Source organism: Pseudomonas sp. TE6288 (genome assembly GCF_054062095.1).
The window spans coordinates 56,924-80,879 of sequence record NZ_JBSSEW010000014.1 but is presented as its reverse complement, the minus strand read 5'-3'; the positions used below and the strand labels follow the sequence as shown (position 1 = coordinate 80,879).

Below are 23,956 nucleotides of genomic sequence, written 5' to 3'. Positions count from 1 at the left end.
GGATGCCTGCGGGGTCTGGCTAAGCGAGGCTTGATCAGGGAGTGAGCAAGTGGACGTTCACATCAATCAACAGGTGTTGAGTGACTTGCAGGAGGTCATGGAAGATGGCTACCTGCAGTTGCTGGAGACCTTTCTGGAAGACTCCGAGCGACGCCTGAACCAGTTGCACAAGGCCAGGGATGCCGATGAGCTGGGCATGGCAGCGCACAGCTTCAAGGGCAGTAGCAGCAATATGGGGGCCGTTGGCCTGGCCGCCTTGTGCCAGCAGCTTGAAGAACGTGTGCGCCAGCAGCCTTTGTATGGTATCGAGGACCTGATCAATCGCATCGATCAGGAATACCTGGTGGTCCAGCGTTACTATCGCAGTGAACGGCAACGAGTTTCCGCGCAATAGCCGAACCTGGCGCGAGTTTTGCTTTTCCAGCCCCAGACGTATTTTTCCAGGTTCTGGAGCGGAGATTGTTCAATGCCAGTCGCACCCAATCAATTGTTGCAAGCCGGCCTCGCCAATCAGGCGCAACGCCAAGCTGCCAGTGCGGCGGAAAAGCCGCTGCAGGCCGCGAAGCAAGGCGCCGGCTTTGATCAGGTGATGGCCCGACAAGAGCGTGACAGCACCCCGGTCAAGAGTGCCCCGGCAAGGGATGAAAAGCCCGTCAGCCAAGTGCCGTCGGCGAAGAACAAGGCGCAGCCTGACCCAGCCGCGGGCGGCAAGCAGGCCGCGGGTAAGGCGCCGGCCGTTGCCGATGACGGCAAGAGCTTGCCATCGACTGCATCTTCGCAGTCCGCCGACGACACTGATGAGGCCGCCGATGGCAGTGCAGTGCCCCCGCTCGATGCCAGCCTGGTCGCCGGCCAGGTGACCGATGCCCAGGCCGGGGCGCAACTGCTCCAGGCCCAGGCGGAAGCGGTGGCGCCCGTGTTGCAGGCGGCGGTTCAAGCGCCGCTGCAGCCTGCACCAGCGCCGGTGCAGGTAGCGCAAGAGGCTGAGCAAACCACGGCGTTCGACCCCGAGGCCGATGCGCTTGCCGATATGCCGGCCTTGCGCCTGGCGCTTGAACAGGATGCGCAGTCCAAGGGCAAGACGTCTGCCCATGCCGTTGTCGATAACAACGGTCAGCAAACTGCCAGTCCTGCTGCTGCAGCCGTCAATACCTTGGCGACTTTGGCCGAGAAAGGGGAGTCGGAGCCGGGGCAGGGTGAGCGTGGTGACAAGGCCTTTGCCGGCCTGCTCGATGACGGCCTCAAGGATATCAAGGGTGCCAGCAGTGATACCCGCGTCGACGATTTCGCCAACCGCCTGGCCAGCCTTACCCAGGCGGTGACGCCCAAGACCGCCAACACCGTGCCCGTCACGCCTGGCCCGCTGCAGCAACCGTTGGCGATGAACCAGGGCGGCTGGACCGAGGGGTTGGTCAACCGGGTCATGTACCTCTCCAGCCAGAACCTCAAGTCTGCGGACATCCAGCTTGAGCCGCGGGAGTTGGGACGCCTGGATATTCGCGTCAACGTGGCGACAGACCAGTCGACCCAGATCCACTTCGTCAGCGGCCATGCCGGTGTGCGCGACGCCCTCGACAGCCAGGTGCATCGCCTGCGAGAGCTGTTCGCCCAGCAGGGCTTGGCCCAGCCCGACGTCAGCGTGGCTGATCAGTCCCGTGGCCAGCAGCAACAGCAAGAGGCGCAGCAGGGTGGGTCGGGCCTGTCCGGCGTGGCGGCGCGGCGTGGCAACGCAGCGGACGGGGACGATGCCGATCCCGCTGAAGTCGCGCGCCCTGTCGAGCAGCAGGTGGTGGTAGGCGACAGTGTGGTCGATTATTACGCTTGATTGTTCGGGCTTGCCTGGCGTTGCCTGTGTGCAGCGACGCCAGGCGAAATTTTACAGATGCCGCATCTCGTAAAGTGGTTGCACCCCCAGAAGCTCGCAAAGGCAAATCTGGCATAACACTTGCTCAGCCACGTCATCCTTCTTTGAAACCCCGATGGACGACGGATTATTGGCATGGCGAAGAGCGACGCAGTGAAAGACCCCGCCACTAAAGGCAAACTCAAGCTGATCCTGCTGTTGGTGCTGGCGCTGCTTCTCGCAGTCGGCCTGTCGGTGGGTGCGACCTGGTTCTTCATGCACAAGAGCGAGTCGGCTCCGGCGCCTGAAGCAGCTCAGAGCAACATCAAGCCAGCGGCGATCTACGAGCCCCTGGCACCGGCCTTTGTCGTCAACTTCAACCAGAATGGCCGCCAGCGCTACATGCAGGTGAGTATCACCATGCAGGGCCGCAGCCAAGCGGACCTGGAGGCGCTGAAAGTACACATGCCGGTGATCCGCAACAACCTGGTGATGATGTTCTCCGGGCAGGGTTTCGACACCCTCGCCGCGAGCCCGGTCGGCCAGGAAATGCTGCGCCAGAAGGCTACTGCGGTGGTCCAGGAAGTGGCGCAGAAGGAAGTCGGCAGGCCGGTCGTCGACCAGCTGCTGTTCACCAATTTCGTATTGCAGTAGGAGCACATAGATGGCCGTGCAGGACCTGCTGTCCCAGGATGAGATCGACGCCCTGCTGCATGGGGTGGACGATGGGCTGGTACAAACCGAGAGCACCGGCGAGCCCGGCAGCATCAAGAGCTACGACCTGACCAGTCAGGATCGTATCGTCCGGGGGCGCATGCCGACCCTGGAAATGATCAACGAGCGTTTCGCCCGTTACACCCGCATCAGCATGTTCAACCTGCTGCGCCGCTCCGCCGACGTGGCGGTGGGCGGCGTGCAGGTGATGAAATTCGGCGAGTACGTGCACTCGCTGTACGTGCCGACCAGCCTGAACCTGGTCAAGATCAAGCCGTTGCGCGGCACCGCGCTGTTCATCCTCGACGCCAAGCTGGTGTTCAAGCTGGTGGACAACTTCTTCGGTGGCGACGGCCGTCATGCCAAGATCGAGGGGCGTGAATTCACCCCGACCGAGCTGCGCGTAGTGCGCATGGTCCTGGACCAGTGCTTCGTCGACCTCAAGGAAGCCTGGCAGGCGATCATGCCGGTCAACTTCGAGTACATCAACTCCGAGGTCAACCCGGCCATGGCCAACATCGTTGGCCCCAGCGAGGCCGTGGTGGTTTCGACCTTCCACATCGAACTCGATGGCGGTGGCGGCGACCTGCACGTGACCATGCCGTACTCGATGATCGAGCCGGTGCGTGAAATGCTCGATGCCGGCTTCCAGTCCGACCTGGACGACCAGGACGAGCGCTGGGTCAAGGCGCTGCGTGAGGATGTTCTGGACGTCAATGTGCCGCTGTCGGCCACTGTTGCCCGCCGCCAGCTCAAACTGCGCGACATCCTGCACATGCAGCCAGGCGACGTGATCCCGGTGGAACTGCCGGAGCACCTGGTATTGCGCGCCAATGGCGTGCCGTCGTTCAAGGCGCGGCTGGGATCGCACAAGGGCACCCTGTCGCTGCAGATCATCGACCCGATCGAGCGCCGCTGACGGCGTGCCGGTCGCTTAAACGTATTGAATGCCTGTCGAGGAAATCATGGCTAACGAAAACGAGATCAACTCTCCAGAGGAACAGGCCCTGGCCGATGAGTGGGCTGCGGCCCTGGAAGAGACCGGCGATGCCGGCCAGTCCGACATCGATGCGCTGTTGGCTGCAGACTCCGGCGCCGGCCGCCTGCCGATGGAAGAGTTCGCAAGCTCCCCCAAGCCCAACGAGAATGTCAGCCTCGAAGGTCCCAACCTGGATGTGATCCTGGATATTCCGGTGAGCATCTCGATGGAAGTGGGCAGCACCGAAATCAACATCCGCAACCTGCTGCAACTCAACCAGGGTTCGGTGATCGAGCTTGATCGCCTCGCCGGCGAGCCGCTGGATGTGCTGGTCAACGGCACGCTGATCGCCCATGGCGAGGTCGTGGTGGTCAACGAGAAGTTCGGCATTCGCCTGACCGACGTGATCAGCCCCAGCGAACGTATCAAGAAGTTGCGCTGAGTGAAGCGCATGGTGCGGGCCATGCTGGCCCTTGGCACGTTGCTGGCCAGTGAGGTGGTGATCGCCGCTGCCGAGCCGGTAACCGTGCCGGCTGCGGCGCCTGCCCCTGGCGGCTTCGGCGCGCAGCTGGCGCAGACCGTATTCGGCCTGCTGGTGGTCGTCGGCCTGATCTTTTTCCTGGCCTGGTTGCTGCGGCGCATGCAGGGCTCGGTGCAGCGGGGCGCTCCGGTCATCGAGATCGTCGGCACCCGTGCCATTGGCCCGCGCGACCGGCTGCTGCTGATCCAGGTGGGCAAGGAGCAGATTCTCATTGGCCATACCCCTGGCAGCATCGAGGCGTTGCATGTGCTGGCCGAGCCTGTCGACGTGCCCGCCGATGCGCGCCAGGCCACGCCGGAATTCGCCCAGCGGCTGCTTGAGCTGATGGGCAAGGATCAGAAGGACAAGAAGTGATGACCGGCGCACTGCGCTTACTGTTGACGCTGGCGCTGCTGCTGGCTGCACCGCTGGCCCTGGCTGCCGACCCGTTGTCCATCCCGGCCATCACCCTGTCCAATGGGGCGGACGGGCAGCAGGAGTATTCGGTCAGCCTGCAGATTCTGCTGATCATGACTGCGCTGAGCTTCATTCCGGCGTTTGTCATCCTGATGACCAGCTTTACCCGCATCATCATCGTCTTCTCGATCCTGCGACAGGCTCTGGGCCTGCAACAGACACCCTCGAACCAGATCCTCACCGGCATGGCGCTGTTCTTGACCATGTTCATCATGGCGCCCGTGTTCGAGCGAGTGAACAAGGATGCCATCCAACCTTATCTGGCCGAGCAGATGACGGCCCAGCAGGCCATCGACAAGGCCCAGGGTCCGTTGAAGGACTTCATGCTGGCGCAAACCCGGCAGAGCGACCTGGACCTGTTCATGCGCCTATCCAAGCGCACCGATATCGCAGGCCCGGATCAGGTGCCGCTGACGATCCTGGTGCCGGCGTTCGTGACCTCCGAGCTCAAGACGGCGTTCCAGATCGGCTTCATGATCTTCATCCCGTTCCTGATCATCGACATGGTGGTCGCCAGTGTGCTGATGGCCATGGGTATGATGATGCTGTCGCCGCTGATCATTTCGTTGCCGTTCAAGATCATGCTGTTCGTGCTGGTCGATGGATGGGCGCTGATCATGGGTACCCTGGCCGGCAGTTTCGGCGGTGTCTGATGCCACCAAGGAGAGTCTTGCATGACACCTGAAGTCGCAGTCGACCTGTTCCGTGAAGCCTTGTGGATGACCTCCATGATGGTGGCTATCCTGGTGGTGCCGAGCCTGCTGGTCGGCCTGGTGGTGGCAATGTTCCAGGCGGCCACGCAGATCAACGAACAGACCCTGAGCTTCCTGCCGCGCCTGTTGGTGATGCTGGTCACGCTGATCATCGCCGGCCCTTGGCTTGTGCAGAAGTTCATGGAGTACTTCATTGGCCTGTACACCAGCATCCCGCAGTTGATCGGTTGACGCGGCCATGCTGGAGCTGACCGATACTCAGATCGGTACCTGGGTGGCCACCTTCATCCTGCCGTTGTTTCGGGTGACGGCGCTGCTGATGACCATGCCGATCTTTGGCACCAAGATGCTGCCGGCCCGGGTGCGGCTGTATGCGGCATTGGCCATTACCGTGGTGATAGTGCCGGCCCTTCCGCCGTTGCCACCGATTGACCCCTTGAGCCTGCGCGGCGTGCTGTTGTGCGGCGAACAGGTGATCGTTGGGGCGTTGTTCGGGTTTTCCTTGCAGTTGCTGTTTCAGGCCTTCGTGATTGCGGGGCAGATCATTGCGATCCAGATGGGCATGGCGTTCGCCTCCATGATGGACCCGACCAACGGCGTCAACGTGGCGGTGGTCAGCCAATTCATGACGATGCTGGTGAGCGTGTTGTTCCTGTTGATGAATGGTCACTTGGTGGCGTTCGAGATCCTCACCGAGAGCTTTACCACGCTACCGGTTGGCAGTGCCCTGGTGGTCAACCATTTCTGGGAGATGGCGGGGCGTTTGAGCTGGGTGCTGGGGGCTGGGTTGCTGCTTGTCTTGCCAGCCATTGCGTCGCTGCTGGTGGTCAACATTGCCTTCGGTGTAATGACCCGCGCAGCGCCACAGTTGAATATTTTCTCCATCGGCTTCCCGCTGACACTGGTGTTGGGCCTGATCATTTTCTGGATCGGCCTGGCCGATATTCTTTCCCATTACCAGGCACTGGCCAGCGAAGCGCTGCAGTGGCTGCGTGAGCTGGCACGGGCGCGCTGAGCATGGCAGAGAGCGAGAGCGGTCAGGACAAGACAGAGGAACCCACCGACAAGCGCAAGAAGGACTCGCGCGAAAAGGGGGAGATTGCCCGTTCCAAGGAGCTGAACACCGTCGCGGTAACCTTGGCCGGCGCGGGTGCGCTGATGGCGTTCGGTGGCTACCTGGCCGAGACGTTAATGGCCTTGATGCGCATGAATTTCAGCCTTACCCGGGAGGTGGTGGTCGACGAGCGCTACATGGCGGCATTCCTGTTGGCCTCGGGCAAGATGGCCATCTGGGCTGTGCAGCCGGTAATGCTGCTGCTGTTCGTGATTTCATTCGTGGCGCCCATTGCGCTGGGAGGGTTCTTGTTCTCGGGCAGCTTGCTGCAGCCGAAGTTCAGCCGCATGAACCCGCTGTCGGGGATCAAGCGCATGTTCTCGCTGAATGCGTTGACCGAGCTGGTCAAGGCCATGGCCAAGTTCTTCATGATCCTGATCGTTGCCCTGGTCGTGCTGTCGGCGGACCGTCAGGCGTTGCTGGCCATTGCCAATGAGCCGCTCGAGCAGGCGATCATCCACTCGGTGCAGGTGGTGGGGTGGAGTGCGCTGTGGATGGCGGCGGGGCTGCTGTTGATTGCGGCGGCGGATGTGCCGTTCCAGCTTTGGCAGACGCACAAGAAAATGAAGATGACCAAGCAGGAAGTGAAGGACGAGTACAAGGACAGTGAGGGCAAGCCTGAGGTCAAGCAGCGTATCCGGCAGTTGCAGCGTGAGGCGTCGCAGCGGCGGATGATGGCCGCAGTGCCTGAGGCGGATGTGATCATCACCAACCCGACTCACTATGCGGTGGCGTTGCAGTACGACCCTGAGAAGGGGGGGATGGCGCCGTTGCTGGTGGCCAAGGGCACCGATTTTGTCGCGCTGAAGATCCGTGAGATCGGTGCCGAGCACAATGTGCAGATACTGGAGTCGGCGGCCCTGGCGCGGGCCATCTACTACTCTACCGAGATCGAGCAGGAGATTCCGGCGGGGTTGTACCTGGCGGTCGCACAGGTGTTGGCCTATGTGTTCCAGATCCGCCAGTACCGCGCCGGCAGGGGCAAGCGGCCAGAGCCATTGAAAGAAGACCTGCCGATTCCGCCAGATCTTCGCCGCGATAACTGAAATCCGTGAGGCCTACGCAGGCTTTTTGACTGGCCCATGTGCTGATAGCGCAACATAATCGTGCGCACGCTTGACCGGTTGAAACGGGGCTGCGAGAACAGTCCAAAGCGTTTCAGTGTCAGTCCCCATCCCTTTGTTATTTAATGCTGGGAAATATACCTAGTATTTTTGTCAGTTGTGGAGAGCTCCGGGTAAGGCTTAAATGGCTAAGTATCATTATTTATCTTAACTTGGATGTGAGGGTCTGATGATGAACTTTAGCAGAAAGCCGCGCCAGTCAGAGCTTGATCATTTTTATGAATTGCTGCCACCAATTGCAAATTCTAGCTATAAGTATATTTTTCCTGATGCCTTTGTTCATGATTTGCCGAGTGGGGACGCACCGGTGGGTATTAATGCCAGTGCGTTGAATGCTGATGATGAACTGGTTTGGTGGCTGGAAACGCCGACTAGTGTCGAAGGCTATCCTATCCAATTGACGCTGGAGGGCGCTGACGCTACTTCTGTTCCAATCGTTTACGCCGGTACGATTCCTTTCGATACACAAGGGGTGCTCGAGTTCACAGTTCCCAAGGCCGATGTGGTAGAAGGGATTGTTGAGGTCTACGCGAGTATCACTAACCCCGATACTGACGTAAGTGAACTAACACCGAAATTGAAAGTGAAAATCGATCTGCAGGCGCCCGGCGGCCCGGTCGATCCCTCCGGTGTTCAGCAAAACCTGGCTCTGGTCACTGCAGCGTTGCTTATTCCCGGGGAAATCAGTGGGGTGGAGCTGCAGCAAGGCATTACCTTTACAGTCGCTCCCTACCCTGGGATGAAACAATGGGACACGGTGGAGCTGAAAATGCCGGGGGCAACGCTGAGCAAGCGTCTGGATACAGCGGCGGAGGTCAATCAGCCCGTGGTATTTACCGTACCCCCCCAAGAGCTTCTCTGTTTTGCTGGGCGCACATCGGTAGGCATCCACTATAGAATCGTGGATGAGGTGGGCAATGTGAGTCAGCCTTCACCCAGTGCTGAGTTCATCATCGACAACATTCAAAACCCGCAAGCTGCCCCGCAGTTCTTGGATGTCAATCCTTCGTCTGGCACGGTGGCGCTCGCTGCTTTGCCTGGGCCCAATACGGCGGTACGTGTAGCGACCTCTGGGTTGTTTGTGGGGGAGGTCGTGACGTTGAAGTGGTCTTTGGTGACGACCAACGGAACGACGCTTTCTGGAACGCGGGTTGAAACGGTAGCGTCGTCGTCCACCGACCTGACGTTCGACGTCCCCGGCAATTCCGGGTTGGCCCTGGAGGCAGGGCAGCTGACTGCCTATTACGAGGTGCCCGGCAGGAGTCGCTCAAGTAAAACCGTTGCCACGCTTACCGGCGCTTTGGTCAGCCACCCTTTGACATTTGGCGCCGACATCAGCATCACGGCAAGCCTCAGGTACATCATCCTGAAGGGGCGAGCACCTCTGCATCCAACAGCCGATTCCAAGGGCTCTTATCAGCGGCAAGGCAGTGGCGGCCAGCCGCCCTACACTTACTCGTCAAGTAACGAGGCGGTTGCCAAGGTTAATGGTCAGGGCGTGGTAGTTGCGCAGGACAACGGTGTGGCGGAAATCAGCGTGACCGATGCCAATCAGCAAGTCGCAAAGTACAAAATTACATTCAGTGGCGTCAGACTGGTTGAGGTGCGCCCGAATCAGTGGTGGACCGGGCATGTATTCCACGGAAGCCGCCCGGAGTTTCACTCACTCTCGGTCTTGCAGATGCAGTCGTTCTGGGAGCAGTACAGAAACGATGACGTTACTAAGAGCGTGGCTACTATTCTTGGGTGGACTCAACCCTTGCTGTGGTCCGGCGATAACTACTACCCCGCTGGTACAGCCTATGTTCTGGACTTTAGTGTGTTGAATCCTGATTTCCGTGGTGAAGAAAAAAGAAGTGGAGGTACTCAGCTGCCATCGTTGGCACGGGTGGGCTGGTCATGAGCGCTTATCAATAATCTGCTGTTGAATGAATGTAACAGTTTTCTGATCTTGATATGGGGTCTACACCTTCTCAGGTAGGTCGCCACCTCTCAATATGCCCGATGCAGTGCATCGGGCTTCTTTGCAGTGGCATGTGAGGGCGCGCTGTGGGCCGCTTTGCGTGGAGGCTCGTGATGAAGAGCTTTCAGTTGGGAAGCCGCACAGCTGCGGCTTGCGTGATCAGCTCCGTCATGGCCTGGCAACAGCGAGCAGCAGGGAGCCGCTGAAGAAATCTTGCCTCTTCCGCTGGGTCTGCCCGCGAAGAGGTCGGTACATGTAACAAAAGCTCCAGGCGAGCAAAGTTGGAAAGCTTCTTGCAGAGCCACGCCCGAGCGCCCCTTGGGCGTCAAAGTTTTGCTTGAAGAGGAATCGCGGTGGATCGCACTCAGTTAATCAGCAGCGCCCGTAACAACCTGGCCGGCCTCGGTCGGGGCAATCTCGGCGTGCCGCTGCTGCTGCTGGTGATGTTGGCAATGATGATGTTGCCGATACCGCCGTTCCTGCTCGATGTGTTCTTCACCTTCAACATCGCCCTGTCGATCGTGGTGCTTCTCGTCTGCGTCTATGCGCTGCGTCCCCTGGACTTCGCAGCCTTCCCGACGATCTTGCTGGTGGCGACCCTGTTGCGTCTGGCGCTGAACGTCGCGTCCACCCGTGTGGTCATGCTGCACGGCCAGGAAGGCCATGGCGCCGCGGGCAAGGTGATCCAGGCCTTCGGTGAAGTGGTGATCGGCGGCAACTATGTCGTCGGTGCCGTGGTCTTCGCCATCCTCATGATCATCAACTTCGTGGTGGTGACCAAGGGTGCTGGGCGTATCTCCGAAGTGAGCGCCCGGTTCACTCTCGACGCTATGCCCGGCAAGCAGATGGCCATCGACGCCGACCTCAACGCCGGCCTCATCGACCAGGCCCAGGCCAAGGCGCGGCGTAGCGAAGTTGCCCAGGAAGCCGAGTTCTACGGTTCCATGGACGGTGCCAGCAAGTTCGTGCGCGGTGACGCCATCGCCGGCCTGCTGATCCTCTTCATCAACCTCATCGGCGGCATGCTCATCGGCATGCTCCAGCACGGCATGAGCTTCGGCGACGCCGGCAAGGTCTATGCCTTGCTGACCATCGGTGACGGTTTGGTGGCGCAACTGCCCTCGCTGCTGCTGTCCACCGCCGCCGCGATCATGGTCACCCGCGCCTCGGGCTCCGAGGACATGGGCAAGTTGATCAACCGTCAGATGTTCGATTCGCCCAAGGCGCTGGCGGTGTCTGGCGGGTTGATGATTGTCATGGGATTGGTGCCGGGCATGCCGCACATGGCCTTCCTGGGCCTGGGCGGGGTGGCCTGCGGTGGCGCCTACCTGCTCTGGAAAAAGCAGCAAAAGACCAAGGTCGCGGCCCAGCAGGAGGCCGAGCGCCAGCAGGACCTGTTGCCTTCGCCGCAGCGTGCCATGGAAACCAAGGAACTGGGCTGGGACGATGTCACCCCAATCGACATGATCGGCCTTGAGGTTGGCTACCGCCTGATTCCGTTGGTCGACCGCAATCAAGGGGGGCAGTTGCTTGCGCGCATCAAGGGCGTGCGCAAGAAGCTCTCCCAGGACCTGGGCTTCCTCATGCCCACCGTGCATATCCGCGACAACCTCGACCTGCAGCCCAGCGCCTACCGCCTGACGCTGATGGGTGTGATTCTGGCCGAGGCCGAGATCTACCCGGATCGGGAGCTTGCGATCAATCCGGGCCAGGTGTTCGGTGCCCTCAACGGCATCGCCTCACGAGATCCGGCATTTGGCCTGGAGGCAGTATGGATCGATGTCGGTCAGCGTGCCCAGGCGCAATCGCTGGGCTATACGGTGGTGGACGCCAGCACCGTGGTCGCCACCCACCTCAACCAGATACTGCAGAAGCACTGTCACGAACTGATCGGGCACGAGGAGGTGGTGCAACTGCTGCAGGTGCTGGCCAAGGTCTCGCCGAAACTGGCGGAGGAGGTGGTGCCGGGCGTCATTTCCTTGTCGGGCCTGCTCAAGGTCCTGCAGGCACTGCTCGCCGAACAGGTGCCGGTGCGTGACATCCGCAGCATTGCCGAAGCCATCGCCAACAACGCGGCGAAGAGTCAAGATACCGCCGCGCTGGTGGCGGTGGTGCGCGTCGGGTTGTCCCGCGCCATCGTGCAAAGCATTGTCGGCGTTGAGTCCGAGCTGCCTGTGATCACCTTGGAGCCAAGGTTGGAACAGATCTTGCTCAATAGTCTGCAAAGGGCCGGGCAGGGTCAGGAAGATGGTGTTCTTCTTGAGCCGAGCATGGCCGAAAAGCTTCAGCGTTCGTTGATCGAGGCAGCCCAGCGCCAGGAAATGCAGGGCCAGCCGGCCATCCTTCTGGTAGCCGGCCCGATCCGCGCCATGCTGTCGCGCTTCGGCCGCCTGGCTGTACCGAATTTGCATGTTTTGGCGTATCAGGAAATACCTGACAACAAGCAAGTCACCATCGTTGCCACCGTGGGCCCGAACGGCTGAGGTAGTGGGTTATGCAAGTTAAGCGTTTTTTTGCCGCCGATATGCGTCAGGCCATGAAGCTGGTCCGGGATGAGCTCGGCTCCGACGCCGCCATCATCGGCAACCGGCGCATTGCCGGCGGTGTCGAGCTGACGGCTGCGCTGGACTACAAGCTGTCCGCCCTGGCCCCGCGCGTGCCCAACGCAGAGCTCGAAGACGAGCTGCGCAAGACCCAGTCGCGCATCGTTACCGCCCAGGCCGAACTGACCGGGCGTGGCGATGCCGTCGAAGGCGGCAACCGGCAATTGTTCGCCGGGCAGCCGCTGACCGCCTCGGAGCCGCTGATCGAGCCTCATGTCGACGAGCCCGCGCCGGTTGCCGCGCCAGCCTCGGCACCCGTTGATCCACGTCTGTTCGATGCCATGCGTTTCGAACTGACCGGCTTGCGCGAGCTGCTTGAAGTCCAGCTCGGTTCGCTCGCCTGGAGCCAGCTGCAAGGCAGCAAGCCGCAGCAGGCCAACCTCTGGCGCCGGCTTCAGCGCCTCGGCCTTTCCGGTGGCCTGGCCCGCGAACTGCTCGACCTCACTGCCGGGATCGAAGAACCACGCCATGCCTGGCGCATGGTCCTGGCGCACCTGGCGCGGATGATCGACGTGCCCGAGATCGAACCGATCGAGGAGGGCGGAGTGATCGCCATGGTCGGCCCGGCTGGCATGGGCAAGACCACCACGCTGGCCAAGCTGGCCGCCCGCTATGTGCTCAAGTACGGCGCGAACAACCTGGCGCTGGTGAGCATGGACAGCTTCCGCATTGGCGCCCAGGAACAGCTCAAGACGCTGGGCCGCATCCTCAATGTGCCGGTCACCTACGTCGACCCGGGCGAGTCGCTGGCCCAGGCCCTGGAGCCGCTGCTGCGCAAACGTGTGGTGCTGATCGACACCGCCGGCCTGCAGGCCAGCGACCCGGCGCTGCGCATGCAGCTCGAGACCCTGGCCGGGCGCGGCATCGCCGCAAAGAATTACCTGGTGCTGGCGACCACCAGCCAGAAGCAGGTGCTCACCGCCGCCTACCATAGCTACAAGCGCTGCGGCCTGGCCGGGTGCATCCTGACCAAACTCGACGAAACGGCCTGCCTCGGCGAAGTGCTGAGCCTGGCAATCAGTCATGAATTGCCGGTGGCCTATCTGACCGATGGGCCGCGCATTCCCGACGACCTGCAGCTACCGCGCAAGCACCAGTTGGTAAGCCGCGCAGTCAGTGTGCAATTGCAGGAAGAGCCCAGCGACGAGGCCATGGCCGACATGTTCGCTGATCTGTACCACAACCCTGGCAAGCGCGCGGGTTGAGGGTGAATACTGTGCAAAGTACCTACATCATGGGGTTGCCCGGCCGGACCGTGGCCTTGAATGTTCAGCCCCTCATGTGGCCTGGGTCCAAGCGAGACAAGGTAAAGAACAGACATGGGTAGCATGCATCCCGTACAGGTGATCGCCGTGACCGGTGGCAAAGGTGGCGTCGGCAAGACTAACGTTTCAGTGAACCTGTCCCTGGCGCTGGCCGAACTCGGCCGCCGGGTGATGTTGCTGGATGCCGACCTGGGCCTGGCCAATGTCGACGTTCTGTTGGGGCTCACGCCCAAGCGCACCCTCGCCGACGTGATCGAAGGCCGTTGCGAGCTGCGTGATGTGCTGTTGCAGGGGCCGGGTGGTGTGCGCATCGTCCCGGCGGCCTCCGGCACGCAGAGCATGGTGCACCTGGCGCCCGCGCAACACGCCGGCCTGATCCAGGCCTTCAGCGACATCGGCGACAACCTCGATGTGCTGGTGATCGACACGGCTGCGGGTATCGGTGACTCGGTGGTCAGTTTCGTTCGCGCCGCCCAGGAAGTGCTGCTGGTGGTGTGCGACGAGCCGACCTCGATCACCGACGCCTATGCGCTGATCAAGCTGCTCAACCGCGATTACGGGATGAATCGATTCCGTGTGCTGGCCAACATGGCCCAGAGCCCGCAGGAAGGCCGCAACCTTTTCGCCAAGTTGACCAAGGTCACGGACCGCTTCCTCGACGTCGCCCTACAATACGTCGGTGCCGTGCCTTACGACGAATGCGTGCGCAAGGCCGTGCAGAAGCAGCGGGCGGTCTATGAGGCCTTCCCTCGGTCCAAGTGCGCGCTGGCGTTCAAGGCCATCGCGCAGAAGGTCGACAGCTGGCCGCTGCCTGCCAACCCGCGTGGGCACCTGGAATTCTTTGTCGAGCGCCTGGTGCAGCCCACCAGTGCAGGGCCGGTGCTATGAACGCGAGCGGTTTCAAGATGTACAGCAAGGCCGCCAAGGATGCGCAGTACGAGCTGATCGAACGCTATGCGCCGTTGGTCAAGCGTATCGCCTATCACCTGCTGGCGCGCTTGCCGGCCAACGTCCAGGTCGAGGATCTGATCCAGGCCGGGATGATCGGCTTGCTGGAAGTGGCCAACAAATACGATGCCAGCAAGGGTGCCAGTTTCGAAACCTACGCCGGTATCCGTATTCGCGGCGCCATGCTCGACGAGGTGCGCAAGGGCGATTGGGCGCCACGTTCGGTACACCGCAATACGCGCATGGTCAGTGACGCGATCCGCTGTGTCGAAGCAAAGACTGGCCGCGACGCTAAAGATCACGAGGTTGCTGCCGAACTCCAATTGAGTCTCGATGATTACTACGGGATTTTGAATGACACCTTGGGCAGCCGCCTGTTCAGTTTCGACGATCTGCTGCAGGACGGCGAACATGAAGGGCTGCACGAGGACGGAGCCAGCGGCCAGCTGGAGCCGGCGCGTGACCTGGAAGACGAGCGCTTCCAGGCTGCGCTGGCCGATGCGATCGCCAACCTGCCGGAGCGCGAACGCCTGGTCCTGGCGCTGTACTACGACGAAGAGCTGAACCTCAAGGAAATCGGTGAGGTGCTGGGGGTCAGCGAATCGCGTGTCAGCCAGTTGCACAGCCAGTGCGCCGCGCGTTTGCGCAGCCGCCTTGGGGAGTGGCGGGCACGTTGAACCCGGGTTCAGTGCAGTCGTTTTTTTTGTAGTGCCGAATTGATTGAGCGCGCGCTCGGCGCCGAGCGCGTTTAAGACTGCTTGGAGGTCTAATTGAACAAAGACATGAAAATCCTCATCGTTGACGACTTTTCGACGATGCGGCGGATCATCAAGAACCTGTTGCGTGACCTGGGGTTCACCAACGTCAAGGAAGCTGATGACGGCAACACGGCACTGCCGATGCTCACCAGCGAGCATTTTGACTTTCTGGTGACCGACTGGAACATGCCGGGCATGACTGGTATCGACCTGCTGCGCGCCGTTCGCGCCGACGAGCGCCTCAAGCACCTGCCGGTGCTGATGGTCACCGCGGAAGCCAAGCGCGAGCAGATCATCGAAGCTGCCCAGGCCGGCGTGAACGGCTATGTGGTCAAGCCTTTCACCGCCCTGGCGCTGAAAGAAAAGATCGAAAAGATCTTCGAACGCGTCAACGGCTGAGTCACGTCTGGGGGGCGCAATGGAGTCAACCAACAACTCTTTGGGTGAGTTCGAATCAACCCTGAAGAAGCATGCGCAGGAGCTGGTCGAGAGCCTGGAGCGCGGCCGCTTCGGTGAGGCGGTGCAGCTGATCCACCAACTGAACCAGACCCGCGACCGCGGGCTGTACCAGGAAGTCGGCAAGCTCACCCGCGAACTGCACAGTGCAATCGTCAACTTCCAGATCGACCCGGCCATGCCGCAGGCCGAGGAAGTGTCGCAGATTACCGATGCCGCCGAGCGCCTCTCCTACGTGGTCCGTCTGACCGAAGGTGCGGCCAACCGCACCATGGACCTGGCGGAGGCGTGCACCCCGGTGCTCAACGACCTCGCCGCCGAGGCCCAGAGCCTGTCCGCCGACTGGCAGCGCTTCATGCGTCGCGAAGTGGCGGCGCCGGAGTTCCGTGAGCTGGTCAAGCGTGTGGACAGTTTCCTGACGCACAGCGCCGAAGGTAATCAGAAGGTCGCCGGCCATATCAACGATATTGTCCTGGCCCAGGATTATCAGGATCTCACCGGCCAGGTGATCAAACGGGTGACCACCCTGGTCACCGAAGTCGAAAGCAATCTGCTCAAGCTCGTGCTGATGGCAAGCCAGGTCGACCGCTTTGCCGGTATCGAACATGACCACCAGCAGCTGCGTGCTGAAAAAGATCAAGAAAAACATCCGACTCGGGGTGAAGGTCCGCAGATTCATGCCGATAAGCGTGAAGACGTCGTGTCCAGCCAGGACGATGTCGACGATCTGTTGTCCAGCCTGGGTTTTTAAGGAGCACGTTTAATGAGCTTCGGCGCCGATGAAGAAATCCTTCAGGATTTCCTGGTAGAAGCCGGCGAAATCCTCGAGCAACTGTCCGAGCAATTGGTCGAGCTGGAAAGCCGGCCCGATGATGCGGACCTGCTCAACGCGATTTTCCGCGGTTTCCACACTGTAAAAGGGGGCGCCGGCTTCCTTCAGCTCAATGAGTTGGTGGAGTGCTGCCACATTGCCGAGAACGTGTTCGACATCCTGCGCAAAGGTGAGCGCCGGGTCGACGCGGAACTGATGGACGTGGTGCTCGAAGCACTCGACACGGTCAACAGCATGTTCGGCCAGGTGCGCGAGCGCACCGACGTCACGCCGGCCACCCGTGAGCTGCTGGCGGCGCTGTCGCGCCTGGCCGAGCCCGCTGGCGCCGACGAACCGGCCCCGGTCGAGGTGGCTGTTGTCGCCGAAGCGCCGGCTGCCGAGCCCGACATCACCGACACCGAGTTCGAGCAACTGCTCGATTCGCTTGATGCAGTCAAGGCTGAAGCCCAGGTTCACGAGCAATTGCAGGGTGAGCAGGTCAGCGCGGGTGGTGACGAGATTACCGACGCCGAATTCGAGTCGTTGCTCGACCAGCTGCACGGCAAAGGCCAGTTCTCGCCCGATGCCGCTGCCAGTGAGCCAGCGGCCGTTGCCCCTGCCAGTGATGAGATCACCGACGACGAGTTCGAGTCGCTGCTCGATCAGTTGCACGGCAAGGGCACCTTCGCCGTCGATGCATTGCCTGGCGTCGCTGCGCCTGCAGCCACCGCGGCACCAGCGGCGGCTGACGAGAGCATCACCGAACACGAATTCGAGGCGTTGCTCGACCAGTTGCACGGCAAGGGCAAGTTCTCTGGCGAGGCGGTTGTGGCCGAGGCGCCAGCCGCCGCCGTCGCCGCGCCTGTCGCGGCCAAGGCCGAAGCCAAGCCGGTTGCCAAACCTGCGCCGACGCCTGCTTCCGCGCCAGCCGCCGCCAAGCCTGCCGCACCGGCCCGGGCGCCGGCGCCGGCCGCCGACAAGCATGGCGCCAGCGAGGCGGAGACTACCGTGCGGGTCGACACCGCGCGTCTGGACGAGATCATGAACATGGTCGGTGAGCTGGTGCTGGTGCGTAACCGCCTGGTGCGCCTGGGGCTCAACAGCGGTGACGAGGCCATGTCCAAGGCCGTGTCCAACCTCGATGTGGTCACCGCCGACCTGCAGACCGCAGTCATGAAGACGCGCATGCAGCCGATCAAGAAGGTTTTCGGGCGTTTCCCACGCCTGGTTCGCGACCTGGCCCGCCAACTCAAAAAAGAGATCAACCTGGAGCTGGTCGGCGAAGAAACCGACCTGGACAAGAACCTGGTCGAGGCCCTGGCCGACCCGTTGGTGCACTTGGTGCGCAACGCCGTCGACCATGGCGTCGAGATGCCCGACGAACGCGAGGCTTCCGGCAAGTCGCGCATGGGTCGGGTGGTGCTGTCCGCCGAACAGGAAGGTGACCACATCCTGCTGTCGATTTCCGATGACGGCAAGGGCATGGACCCGAGCATCCTGCGCGCCAAGGCCGTGGAAAAGGGCCTGATGGACAAGGACGCGGCCGACCGCCTGAGCGAGTCGGACTGCTACAACCTGATCTTCGCCCCGGGGTTCTCGACCAAGACCGAGATTTCCGACGTGTCCGGCCGCGGCGTCGGCATGGACGTGGTGAAGACCAAGATTTCCCAGCTCAACGGCTCGATCAACATCTTCTCGGCCAAGGGCCAGGGCTCGAAGATCGTCATCAAGGTGCCGCTGACCCTGGCGATCATGCCGACGCTGATGGTGATGCTGGCCAACCAGGCGTTCGCCTTCCCGCTGGTCAACGTCAACGAGATCTTCCACCTCGACCTGTCGCGCACCAACGTGGTCGACGGCCAGGAAGTGGTGATCGTACGCGACAAGGCGCTGCCGCTGTTCTACCTCAAGCGCTGGCTGGTCCAGGACCACGAGCACGAGGAGCAGCACGAAGGTCATGTGGTGATCCTGTCGGTTGGCACCCAGCGCATTGGCTTCGTGGTCGACCAGTTGGTCGGCCAGGAAGAAGTGGTGATCAAGCCGCTGGGCAAGATGCTGCAGGGAACCCCGGGCATGTCCGGCGCGACCATCACCGGTGACGGCCGTATCGCGCTGATCCTCGACGTCCCGAGCATGCTCAAGCGTTACGCCGCCCGGCGTATTTGATTTCGGTGGCGCGCCCAGGCGGGTGCGCCGCCTAACGGAGTGTTTATGGCAGTCAAGGTCCTGGTGGTGGATGATTCCGGTTTCTTCCGCCGCCGTGTCTCGGAAATTCTCGCGTCCGACCCGACGATCCAGGTGGTGGGTACGGCGACCAACGGCAAGGAAGCGATCGACCAGGCGCTGGCGCTCAAGCCCGATGTCATCACCATGGACTATGAAATGCCCATGATGGACGGCATCACCGCGGTGCGTCACATCATGCAGCGCTGCCCGACGCCGGTATTGATGTTCTCCTCGCTGACCCATGAAGGCGCCCGCGTCACCCTCGACGCCCTGGATGCCGGTGCGGTCGACTACCTGCCGAAGAACTTCGAAGATATCTCGCGCAATCCGGAGAAGGTCAAGCAGATGCTCTGCGAGAAGGTCCACACCATCTCGCGCAGCAACCGCCGTTTCAGCGCCTATTCCAGCCCGGCCCCGGCCGCGGCGCCGGCCAGCAGCCAGGCCCCGGCCAGCAGCTTTGCCGGCACCGCGCCTGCGCGCACTGCCGCCCCGGCCCGCGCCGCTGCGCCGGCTGCCACGCATTCGCCGGCGCCCAAGCGCAAGCCGTACAAGCTGGTTGCCATCGGCACCTCCACGGGCGGCCCGGTGGCGCTGCAGCGGGTGCTGACCCAACTGCCCGCCGGTTTCCCGGCGCCGATCGTGCTGATCCAGCACATGCCGGCTGCCTTCACCAAGGCCTTCGCCGAGCGTTTGGACAAACTGTGCAAGATCAGCGTCAAGGAGGCCGAGGACGGTGACGTGCTGCGCCCGGGCCTGGCCCTGCTGGCCCCGGGTGGCAAGCAGATGATGGTCGATGGCCGTGGCACGGTGAAGATCCTGCCGGGCGACGAGCGCCTGAACTACAAGCCTTGCGTGGATATCACCTTCGGTTCCGCCGCCAAGTCCTACGGCGACAAGGTGCTTTCGGTGGTTCTCACCGGCATGGGCGCCGATGGCCGCGAGGGCGCGCGCCTGCTCAAGCAGGGTGGCAGCACCGTGTGGGCGCAGGATGAAGCCAGCTGCGTGATCTATGGCATGCCCATGGCCATCGTCAAGGCCAACCTTGCCGACGCCGTCTACAGCCTGGACGAGATCGGCAAGCACCTGGTCGAGGCGTGCGTCTGATGGATGTGTTGAGCCTGATCGGCCTGATCCTCGCGTTTGTCGCCATTGTCGGCGGCAACTTCATGGAGGGTGGCCACGTCGGTGCGCTGATCAACGGCCCGGCGGCGCTGATCGTGCTGGGCGGTACCCTGGCGGCGGCATTGCTGCAGTCGCCACTGTCGTCGTTCAAGCGTGCCCTGCAGATCATTCGCTGGATCTTCTTCCCGCCACGGGTCGACCTGGCCGGAGGCATCGATCGGGTGGTGAACTGGAGCCTGACGGCGCGCAAGGAAGGCTTGCTGGGCCTGGAGGGCGTGGCCGACGCCGAGCCCGACCCTTATGCGCGCAAAGGCCTGCAGTTGCTGGTCGACGGTGCCGAGCCGGAAGCCATTCGCAGCATCCTCGAAGTCGACTTTCTGACCCAGGAGTCCCGTGACATCCAGGCCGCCAAGGTGTTCGAGAGCATGGGCGGCTACGCGCCAACCATCGGCATCATCGGTGCGGTAATGGGCCTGATCCATGTGATGGGCAACCTGGCCGATCCTTCGCAGCTGGGCAACGGCATTGCCGTGGCCTTCGTCGCCACCATCTATGGCGTGGCCAGTGCCAACCTGATCCTGCTGCCGGTTGCCAACAAGCTCAAGGCCATCACCCTGCGCCAGTCGCGTTACCGGGAGATGCTGCTCGAAGGCCTGCTGTCGATCGCCGAAGGCGAGAACCCACGCTCGATCGAGCTGAAGCTGCAAGGCTTCATGGAGTAAGCCATGGCCCGCCGTCGCAAAGTCGAAGAGCACGAGAACCACGAACGCTGGCTGGTCTCGTATGCCGACTTCATCACCCTGCTGTTCGCCTTCTTCGTGGTCATGTACTCGATTTCGTCGATCAACGAAGGCAAGTACAAGCAGATTTCCCAGGCGCTGATCGGGGTGTTCAACGACCCCGAACGCAGCATGAAGCCGATCCCGATCGGCGATGAGCGCCCGCTGAGCGTCAAGCCGGCCGAGCCGCTGATCAAGGACAGCGAGCAGACCGATGCGGGCCTGGCCCAGACCAGCGCCGACCCGCTCAAGACCATTACCGACGATGTGCGTGATGCCTTTGGCGACCTGATCAAGTCCGACCAGATGACCGTGCGCGGTAACGAGTTGTGGGTGGAGATCGAACTCAATTCCTCGTTGCTGTTCGCCAGTGCCGACGCCATGCCCAGCGATGTCGCCTTCGAGATCATCGAGAAGGTGGCCAGGATCCTCAAGCCGTTCGCCAACCCAGTGCATGTGGAAGGGTTCACCGACAACCTGCCGATCCGCACCGCGCAGTACCCAACCAACTGGGAGCTTTCGTCGGCGCGGGCGGCAAGCATCGTGCGCCTGCTGGCCATGGAGGGGATCAACCCGGCCCGCATGGCCTCGGTGGGGTACGGCGAGTACCAGCCGGTGACCGGCAACGACACTGCCGAAGGCCGTGCGCGCAACCGCCGCGTGGTCTTGGTGATTTCGCGCAACCTCGAGGTGCGTCGCAGCCTGACCGGCAGCGGCAGCGCCAATGCCACCCCGGATGCGGCGATGCGCCGGGCTGGCACACAAAGTGCACCAGCCTCGCCAGCACCGAGGACCGGGGGCTGATTTCGTCAAATCCCCGTCACTGAACTTCACACCGTTCCCGGCAGGGCAGGCGGCCATACCGGGAGGAAGCAACGCACGATGAGAGTCTGGGCAGTAGCCAATCAAAAAGGTGGCGTCGGCAAGACCACCACCACCATCGCCCTGGCCGGCCTGCTGGCCGAGGCGGGCAAGCGCGTGGTCGTGGTCGACCTTGACCCGCACGGCTCGATGACCAGCTATTTTGGGCACAACCCGGATGCGCTGGAGCACAGCTGCTACGACCTGTTCCTGCACAAAGGCACGGTGCCCGACGGGCTGCCGGGTCAGCTGCTGCTACCCACCAGTGACGAGCGTATCTCGCTGCTGCCGTCGAGCACCGCGTTGGCAGTGCTCGAGCGTCAGTCGCCGGGCCAGAGTGGCCTGGGCCTGGTGATCGCCAAGAGTCTGGCGCAGCTGTGGCAGGATTTCGACTTCGCCCTGATCGACAGCCCCCCCTTGCTGGGCGTGCTGATGGTCAACGCCCTGGCCGCCAGCCAGCAGCTGGTGATCCCGGTGCAGACCGAGTTTCTCGCGGTCAAGGGCCTGGAGCGCATGGTTGGCACGCTGGGCATGATCAACCGTTCGCGCAAGCAGGCGTTGCCGTACCAGATCGTGCCGACCCTGTTCGACCGCCGCACCCAAGCTTCGCTGGGTACCTTGAAAGTGCTGCGCGACACCTATGGCGATCAAGTCTGGCAGGGCTACATCCCGGTGGATACGCGCCTGCGCGATGCCAGCCGCAACGGTGTCACGCCCTCGCAGTTCGATGGCAAAAGCCGTGGCGTGGTGGCCTACCGGGCGCTGCTCAAGCACCTGCTGACTTATCGCTCCGCGCTGCAGGTGGCCTGATGAACCAGGCACCGCACATCACCAGCAAGCCGCAGATGGCCTTGCAGTCCTACCTTGATGGATTGCTGCAGGAAGCCACCGAGCCGTTCGAGTTGCCGCCCGCGCAGGATGCGCCTGTCGCGCAGCCCGTGGAGCAGGCTCCCGGCGATGAGTTCGAAGCGGCGGTCCGCGAGGAACAGGCGCGCGATGCCCAGCGCCAGGTCACGCCAGCGGCGCCTGCGCCCCGCCCATTCGCCGAGCCGCAGGCCAAGGTCCTGCCGACCGTGCTGCCGCCCACCACGCCTGTCATGGAACCGGTGGTGGCGGTCGTAGAGCGCGAGGTGGTGGCCGAGGCCAGCATTCCGCTGTTGATCGAGCCCCCGGCCATCGAGCCGGCGGCGCCACTGGTGGAACTGCACGTGCCGGCGGCGCCTGCCGCGCCGACACCACCGGCCACGGTCGACGGGCGCCCGGAGTGGGCCGCCGAGCCATTCGAATGCCTGCTGTTCGATGTCGCCGGGCTGACCCTGGCGGTACCGCTGGTGTGCCTGGGGTCGATCTATACCCTGGCCGGTCAGGAGCTGACGCCACTGTTCGGCCAGCCGGACTGGTTCCTCGGCATCCTTACCTGCCAGGCGGGCAACCTCAAGGTACTGGATACCGCCCGCTGGGTCATGCCCGACCGCTACCGGGACGATTTTCGCCAGGGCTTGCAATACGTCATTTCGGTCCAGGGCTACGAATGGGGGCTGGCGGTACACCAGGTCAGCCGCTCGCTGCGCCTGGATCCGAGCGAGATCAAGTGGCGCAGCCAGCGCGGCCAGCGCCCCTGGTTGGCCGGCACGGTAATCGAACACATGTGCGCGCTGCTCGATGTTGCCGAGCTGGCCGAGCTGATCGCCAGTGGCGCGGTCAAGCAGATGAACACCAAACACAACTGAATCAACGCCGCTACTGCCGCGGCAACACAGAGCACACCGCCAATGGCGGATTTTGAGGGCTAGGGGAATGAAAAAGTCGTCTGCACAAGGTTCCGAAGATCCGATCCTGCAGTGGGTAACCTTCCGTCTGGACAACGAGTCCTACGGCATCAATGTCATGCAAGTGCAGGAAGTCCTGCGCTACACCGAGATCGCCCCGGTACCGGGTGCCCCCAGCTATGTGCTGGGCATCATCAACCTGCGCGGCAATGTGGTGACGGTGATCGACACCCGCCAGCGCTTCGGCCTGATGTCGAGCGAAGTCACCGACAACACCCGTATCGTCATCATCGAGGCGGACAAGCAGGTGGTCGGCATCCTCGTCGACAGCGTCGCTGAAGTGGTGTACCTGCGCCAGTCGGAGATCGAGACTGCGCCGAACGTCGGCAACGAAGAATCGGCCAAGTTCATCCAGGGCGTGTGCAACAAGAATGGCGAGCTGCTGATCCTGGTCGAGCTGGACAAGATGATGACCGAGGAAGAGTGGTCCGAGCTGGAGAACATCTGAGTTGATCTTCGAGGTTGCTGTCATCTTCCTGGCGCTGCTGTGGGCACTGAGCCTGTGGTTCTTTCTCAACTACAGCAAGCGCCAGCGCGAGCTGGCCGCCCAGCAGGCGCAGGGCGATGCGCTGCGTGACCAGCGCATCAAGGACCTCGCCAAACGCCTGGACGATTACCAGAACGGCACCGTGCGCATGGGCGAGGCGATCCATGAACTGCGTGCGGTGGTGGCGCCGCTGCCCGAGAAGCTCCAGCAACTCGAGCAGCGCGACCCCAACAGCGTCACCTTCGCCCAGGCCGCCAAGCTGGTGGGGATGGGTGCCAGCGTCGAGGAGCTGACCCAGACCTGCGGGTTGACCCAGGCCGAGGCGCAGTTGATGAGCAAGCTGCACCGCGGCGAGTGATGAACG

The 23,956-nt window shown here is 62.3% G+C and carries 25 protein-coding genes; all 25 read left to right on the top strand.

The window, feature by feature from the left end; genetic code table 11:
• Nucleotides 1-97 precede the first annotated feature (97 nt).
• Nucleotides 98-394 (top strand): Hpt domain-containing protein, encoded by a 297-nt coding sequence (locus tag ACVWY1_RS16235; protein ID WP_046857713.1) that lies wholly within the window; start codon nt 98-100, stop codon nt 392-394.
• A gap of 72 nt (nt 395-466) precedes the next feature.
• On the top strand, nt 467-1,825 hold the full coding sequence (locus ACVWY1_RS16230) for a flagellar hook-length control protein FliK (protein WP_457378504.1): 1,359 nt from the start codon (nt 467-469) through the stop codon (nt 1,823-1,825).
• A gap of 174 nt (nt 1,826-1,999) precedes the next feature.
• Nucleotides 2,000-2,497: a flagellar basal body-associated protein FliL gene (fliL, locus tag ACVWY1_RS16225; RefSeq protein ID WP_046854681.1), complete on the top strand. Its 498-nt coding sequence runs from the start codon at nt 2,000-2,002 to the stop codon at nt 2,495-2,497.
• A gap of 10 nt (nt 2,498-2,507) precedes the next feature.
• On the top strand, nt 2,508-3,476 hold the full coding sequence (fliM, locus tag ACVWY1_RS16220) for a flagellar motor switch protein FliM (protein WP_046854682.1): 969 nt from the start codon (nt 2,508-2,510) through the stop codon (nt 3,474-3,476).
• Nucleotides 3,477-3,522: 46 nt separating this feature from the next.
• Nucleotides 3,523-3,978 (top strand): flagellar motor switch protein FliN, encoded by a 456-nt coding sequence (gene fliN, locus ACVWY1_RS16215; protein WP_046854683.1) that lies wholly within the window; start codon nt 3,523-3,525, stop codon nt 3,976-3,978.
• A complete protein-coding gene (fliO, locus tag ACVWY1_RS16210) occupies nt 3,979-4,431 on the top strand; it encodes a flagellar biosynthetic protein FliO (protein WP_139673300.1) in 453 nt (150 codons plus the stop codon). It abuts the gene before it with no gap.
• Entirely contained in the window at nt 4,431-5,186 is a 756-nt protein-coding gene (gene fliP / locus ACVWY1_RS16205; protein WP_046854685.1) for a flagellar type III secretion system pore protein FliP, read from the top strand. The genes fliO and fliP overlap by 1 nt, the downstream gene beginning before the upstream one ends.
• A gap of 21 nt (nt 5,187-5,207) precedes the next feature.
• Entirely contained in the window at nt 5,208-5,477 is a 270-nt protein-coding gene (fliQ, locus tag ACVWY1_RS16200; RefSeq protein ID WP_046854686.1) for a flagellar biosynthesis protein FliQ, read from the top strand.
• 7 nt (nt 5,478-5,484) lie between these two features.
• Complete coding sequence (fliR, locus tag ACVWY1_RS16195) at nt 5,485-6,261, top strand: flagellar biosynthetic protein FliR (RefSeq protein WP_102685144.1); 777 nt, start codon at nt 5,485-5,487, stop codon at nt 6,259-6,261.
• Between the two features lie 2 nt (nt 6,262-6,263).
• On the top strand, nt 6,264-7,406 hold the full coding sequence (flhB, locus tag ACVWY1_RS16190) for a flagellar biosynthesis protein FlhB (RefSeq protein WP_277505218.1): 1,143 nt from the start codon (nt 6,264-6,266) through the stop codon (nt 7,404-7,406).
• 247 nt (nt 7,407-7,653) lie between these two features.
• Nucleotides 7,654-9,387: a hypothetical protein gene (locus tag ACVWY1_RS16185; RefSeq protein WP_457378503.1), complete on the top strand. Its 1,734-nt coding sequence runs from the start codon at nt 7,654-7,656 to the stop codon at nt 9,385-9,387.
• 413 nt (nt 9,388-9,800) lie between these two features.
• A complete protein-coding gene (flhA, locus tag ACVWY1_RS16180) occupies nt 9,801-11,930 on the top strand; it encodes a flagellar biosynthesis protein FlhA (protein ID WP_277505214.1) in 2,130 nt (709 codons plus the stop codon).
• Nucleotides 11,931-11,941: 11 nt separating this feature from the next.
• Nucleotides 11,942-13,255, top strand: coding sequence for a flagellar biosynthesis protein FlhF (gene flhF / locus ACVWY1_RS16175; protein ID WP_139673288.1), 1,314 nt, complete (start codon nt 11,942-11,944; stop codon nt 13,253-13,255).
• A gap of 114 nt (nt 13,256-13,369) precedes the next feature.
• On the top strand, nt 13,370-14,203 hold the full coding sequence (fleN, locus tag ACVWY1_RS16170) for a flagellar synthesis regulator FleN (RefSeq protein ID WP_023630864.1): 834 nt from the start codon (nt 13,370-13,372) through the stop codon (nt 14,201-14,203).
• Nucleotides 14,200-14,940: an RNA polymerase sigma factor FliA gene (gene fliA / locus ACVWY1_RS16165; protein WP_038706555.1), complete on the top strand. Its 741-nt coding sequence runs from the start codon at nt 14,200-14,202 to the stop codon at nt 14,938-14,940. The genes fleN and fliA overlap by 4 nt, the downstream gene beginning before the upstream one ends.
• A gap of 105 nt (nt 14,941-15,045) precedes the next feature.
• Nucleotides 15,046-15,420 (top strand): chemotaxis response regulator CheY, encoded by a 375-nt coding sequence (locus tag ACVWY1_RS16160; protein ID WP_023630863.1) that lies wholly within the window; start codon nt 15,046-15,048, stop codon nt 15,418-15,420.
• Between the two features lie 19 nt (nt 15,421-15,439).
• On the top strand, nt 15,440-16,228 hold the full coding sequence (locus ACVWY1_RS16155) for a protein phosphatase CheZ (RefSeq protein WP_102685099.1): 789 nt from the start codon (nt 15,440-15,442) through the stop codon (nt 16,226-16,228).
• A gap of 12 nt (nt 16,229-16,240) precedes the next feature.
• Nucleotides 16,241-18,454 carry a chemotaxis protein CheA gene (locus ACVWY1_RS16150; RefSeq protein WP_457378502.1) on the top strand — a complete coding sequence of 738 codons (2,214 nt, stop codon included), beginning with the start codon at nt 16,241-16,243 and terminating at the stop codon, nt 18,452-18,454.
• Nucleotides 18,455-18,499: 45 nt separating this feature from the next.
• On the top strand, nt 18,500-19,618 hold the full coding sequence (locus ACVWY1_RS16145; protein WP_102685097.1) for a protein-glutamate methylesterase/protein-glutamine glutaminase: 1,119 nt from the start codon (nt 18,500-18,502) through the stop codon (nt 19,616-19,618).
• On the top strand, nt 19,618-20,358 hold the full coding sequence (locus tag ACVWY1_RS16140; protein WP_023631606.1) for a flagellar motor protein: 741 nt from the start codon (nt 19,618-19,620) through the stop codon (nt 20,356-20,358). The genes ACVWY1_RS16145 and ACVWY1_RS16140 overlap by 1 nt, the downstream gene beginning before the upstream one ends.
• A gap of 3 nt (nt 20,359-20,361) precedes the next feature.
• Nucleotides 20,362-21,219: a flagellar motor protein MotD gene (gene motD, locus ACVWY1_RS16135; RefSeq protein WP_139673281.1), complete on the top strand. Its 858-nt coding sequence runs from the start codon at nt 20,362-20,364 to the stop codon at nt 21,217-21,219.
• Nucleotides 21,220-21,297: 78 nt separating this feature from the next.
• On the top strand, nt 21,298-22,086 hold the full coding sequence (locus ACVWY1_RS16130) for a ParA family protein (RefSeq protein ID WP_023631839.1): 789 nt from the start codon (nt 21,298-21,300) through the stop codon (nt 22,084-22,086).
• Nucleotides 22,086-23,006 carry a CheW domain-containing protein gene (locus tag ACVWY1_RS16125; protein WP_457378501.1) on the top strand — a complete coding sequence of 307 codons (921 nt, stop codon included), beginning with the start codon at nt 22,086-22,088 and terminating at the stop codon, nt 23,004-23,006. Before ACVWY1_RS16130 ends, ACVWY1_RS16125 begins: the two co-directional genes overlap by 1 nt.
• 67 nt (nt 23,007-23,073) lie before the next feature.
• Nucleotides 23,074-23,553 carry a chemotaxis protein CheW gene (locus tag ACVWY1_RS16120; protein ID WP_023630607.1) on the top strand — a complete coding sequence of 160 codons (480 nt, stop codon included), beginning with the start codon at nt 23,074-23,076 and terminating at the stop codon, nt 23,551-23,553.
• 1 nt (nt 23,554) lies between these two features.
• The gene (locus ACVWY1_RS16115) at nt 23,555-23,950 is read left to right on the top strand and encodes a DUF2802 domain-containing protein (protein ID WP_023630608.1); all 396 of its coding nucleotides are present in this window, start codon (nt 23,555-23,557) and stop codon (nt 23,948-23,950) included.
• The last annotated feature ends 6 nt before the right edge of the window (nt 23,951-23,956 follow it).

Coding starts and splice junctions, on each gene's coding strand:
- flhF (WP_139673288.1), top strand. CDS start 11,942: ATGCAAGTTAAGCGTTTTTTTGCCGCCGATATGCGTCAGGCCATGAAG.
- motD (WP_139673281.1), top strand. CDS start 20,362: ATGGCCCGCCGTCGCAAAGTCGAAGAGCACGAGAACCACGAACGCTGG.
- fliP (WP_046854685.1), top strand. CDS start 4,431: ATGACCGGCGCACTGCGCTTACTGTTGACGCTGGCGCTGCTGCTGGCT.
- fliQ (WP_046854686.1), top strand. CDS start 5,208: ATGACACCTGAAGTCGCAGTCGACCTGTTCCGTGAAGCCTTGTGGATG.
- ACVWY1_RS16150 (WP_457378502.1), top strand. CDS start 16,241: ATGAGCTTCGGCGCCGATGAAGAAATCCTTCAGGATTTCCTGGTAGAA.
- ACVWY1_RS16155 (WP_102685099.1), top strand. CDS start 15,440: ATGGAGTCAACCAACAACTCTTTGGGTGAGTTCGAATCAACCCTGAAG.
- ACVWY1_RS16120 (WP_023630607.1), top strand. CDS start 23,074: ATGAAAAAGTCGTCTGCACAAGGTTCCGAAGATCCGATCCTGCAGTGG.
- ACVWY1_RS16160 (WP_023630863.1), top strand. CDS start 15,046: ATGAAAATCCTCATCGTTGACGACTTTTCGACGATGCGGCGGATCATC.
- fliR (WP_102685144.1), top strand. CDS start 5,485: ATGCTGGAGCTGACCGATACTCAGATCGGTACCTGGGTGGCCACCTTC.
- fliM (WP_046854682.1), top strand. CDS start 2,508: ATGGCCGTGCAGGACCTGCTGTCCCAGGATGAGATCGACGCCCTGCTG.
- ACVWY1_RS16230 (WP_457378504.1), top strand. CDS start 467: ATGCCAGTCGCACCCAATCAATTGTTGCAAGCCGGCCTCGCCAATCAG.
- ACVWY1_RS16185 (WP_457378503.1), top strand. CDS start 7,654: ATGATGAACTTTAGCAGAAAGCCGCGCCAGTCAGAGCTTGATCATTTT.
- ACVWY1_RS16140 (WP_023631606.1), top strand. CDS start 19,618: ATGGATGTGTTGAGCCTGATCGGCCTGATCCTCGCGTTTGTCGCCATT.
- ACVWY1_RS16130 (WP_023631839.1), top strand. CDS start 21,298: ATGAGAGTCTGGGCAGTAGCCAATCAAAAAGGTGGCGTCGGCAAGACC.
- fliN (WP_046854683.1), top strand. CDS start 3,523: ATGGCTAACGAAAACGAGATCAACTCTCCAGAGGAACAGGCCCTGGCC.
- ACVWY1_RS16145 (WP_102685097.1), top strand. CDS start 18,500: ATGGCAGTCAAGGTCCTGGTGGTGGATGATTCCGGTTTCTTCCGCCGC.
- flhB (WP_277505218.1), top strand. CDS start 6,264: ATGGCAGAGAGCGAGAGCGGTCAGGACAAGACAGAGGAACCCACCGAC.
- ACVWY1_RS16125 (WP_457378501.1), top strand. CDS start 22,086: ATGAACCAGGCACCGCACATCACCAGCAAGCCGCAGATGGCCTTGCAG.
- fliA (WP_038706555.1), top strand. CDS start 14,200: ATGAACGCGAGCGGTTTCAAGATGTACAGCAAGGCCGCCAAGGATGCG.
- fliL (WP_046854681.1), top strand. CDS start 2,000: ATGGCGAAGAGCGACGCAGTGAAAGACCCCGCCACTAAAGGCAAACTC.
- fleN (WP_023630864.1), top strand. CDS start 13,370: ATGGGTAGCATGCATCCCGTACAGGTGATCGCCGTGACCGGTGGCAAA.
- ACVWY1_RS16235 (WP_046857713.1), top strand. CDS start 98: ATGGAAGATGGCTACCTGCAGTTGCTGGAGACCTTTCTGGAAGACTCC.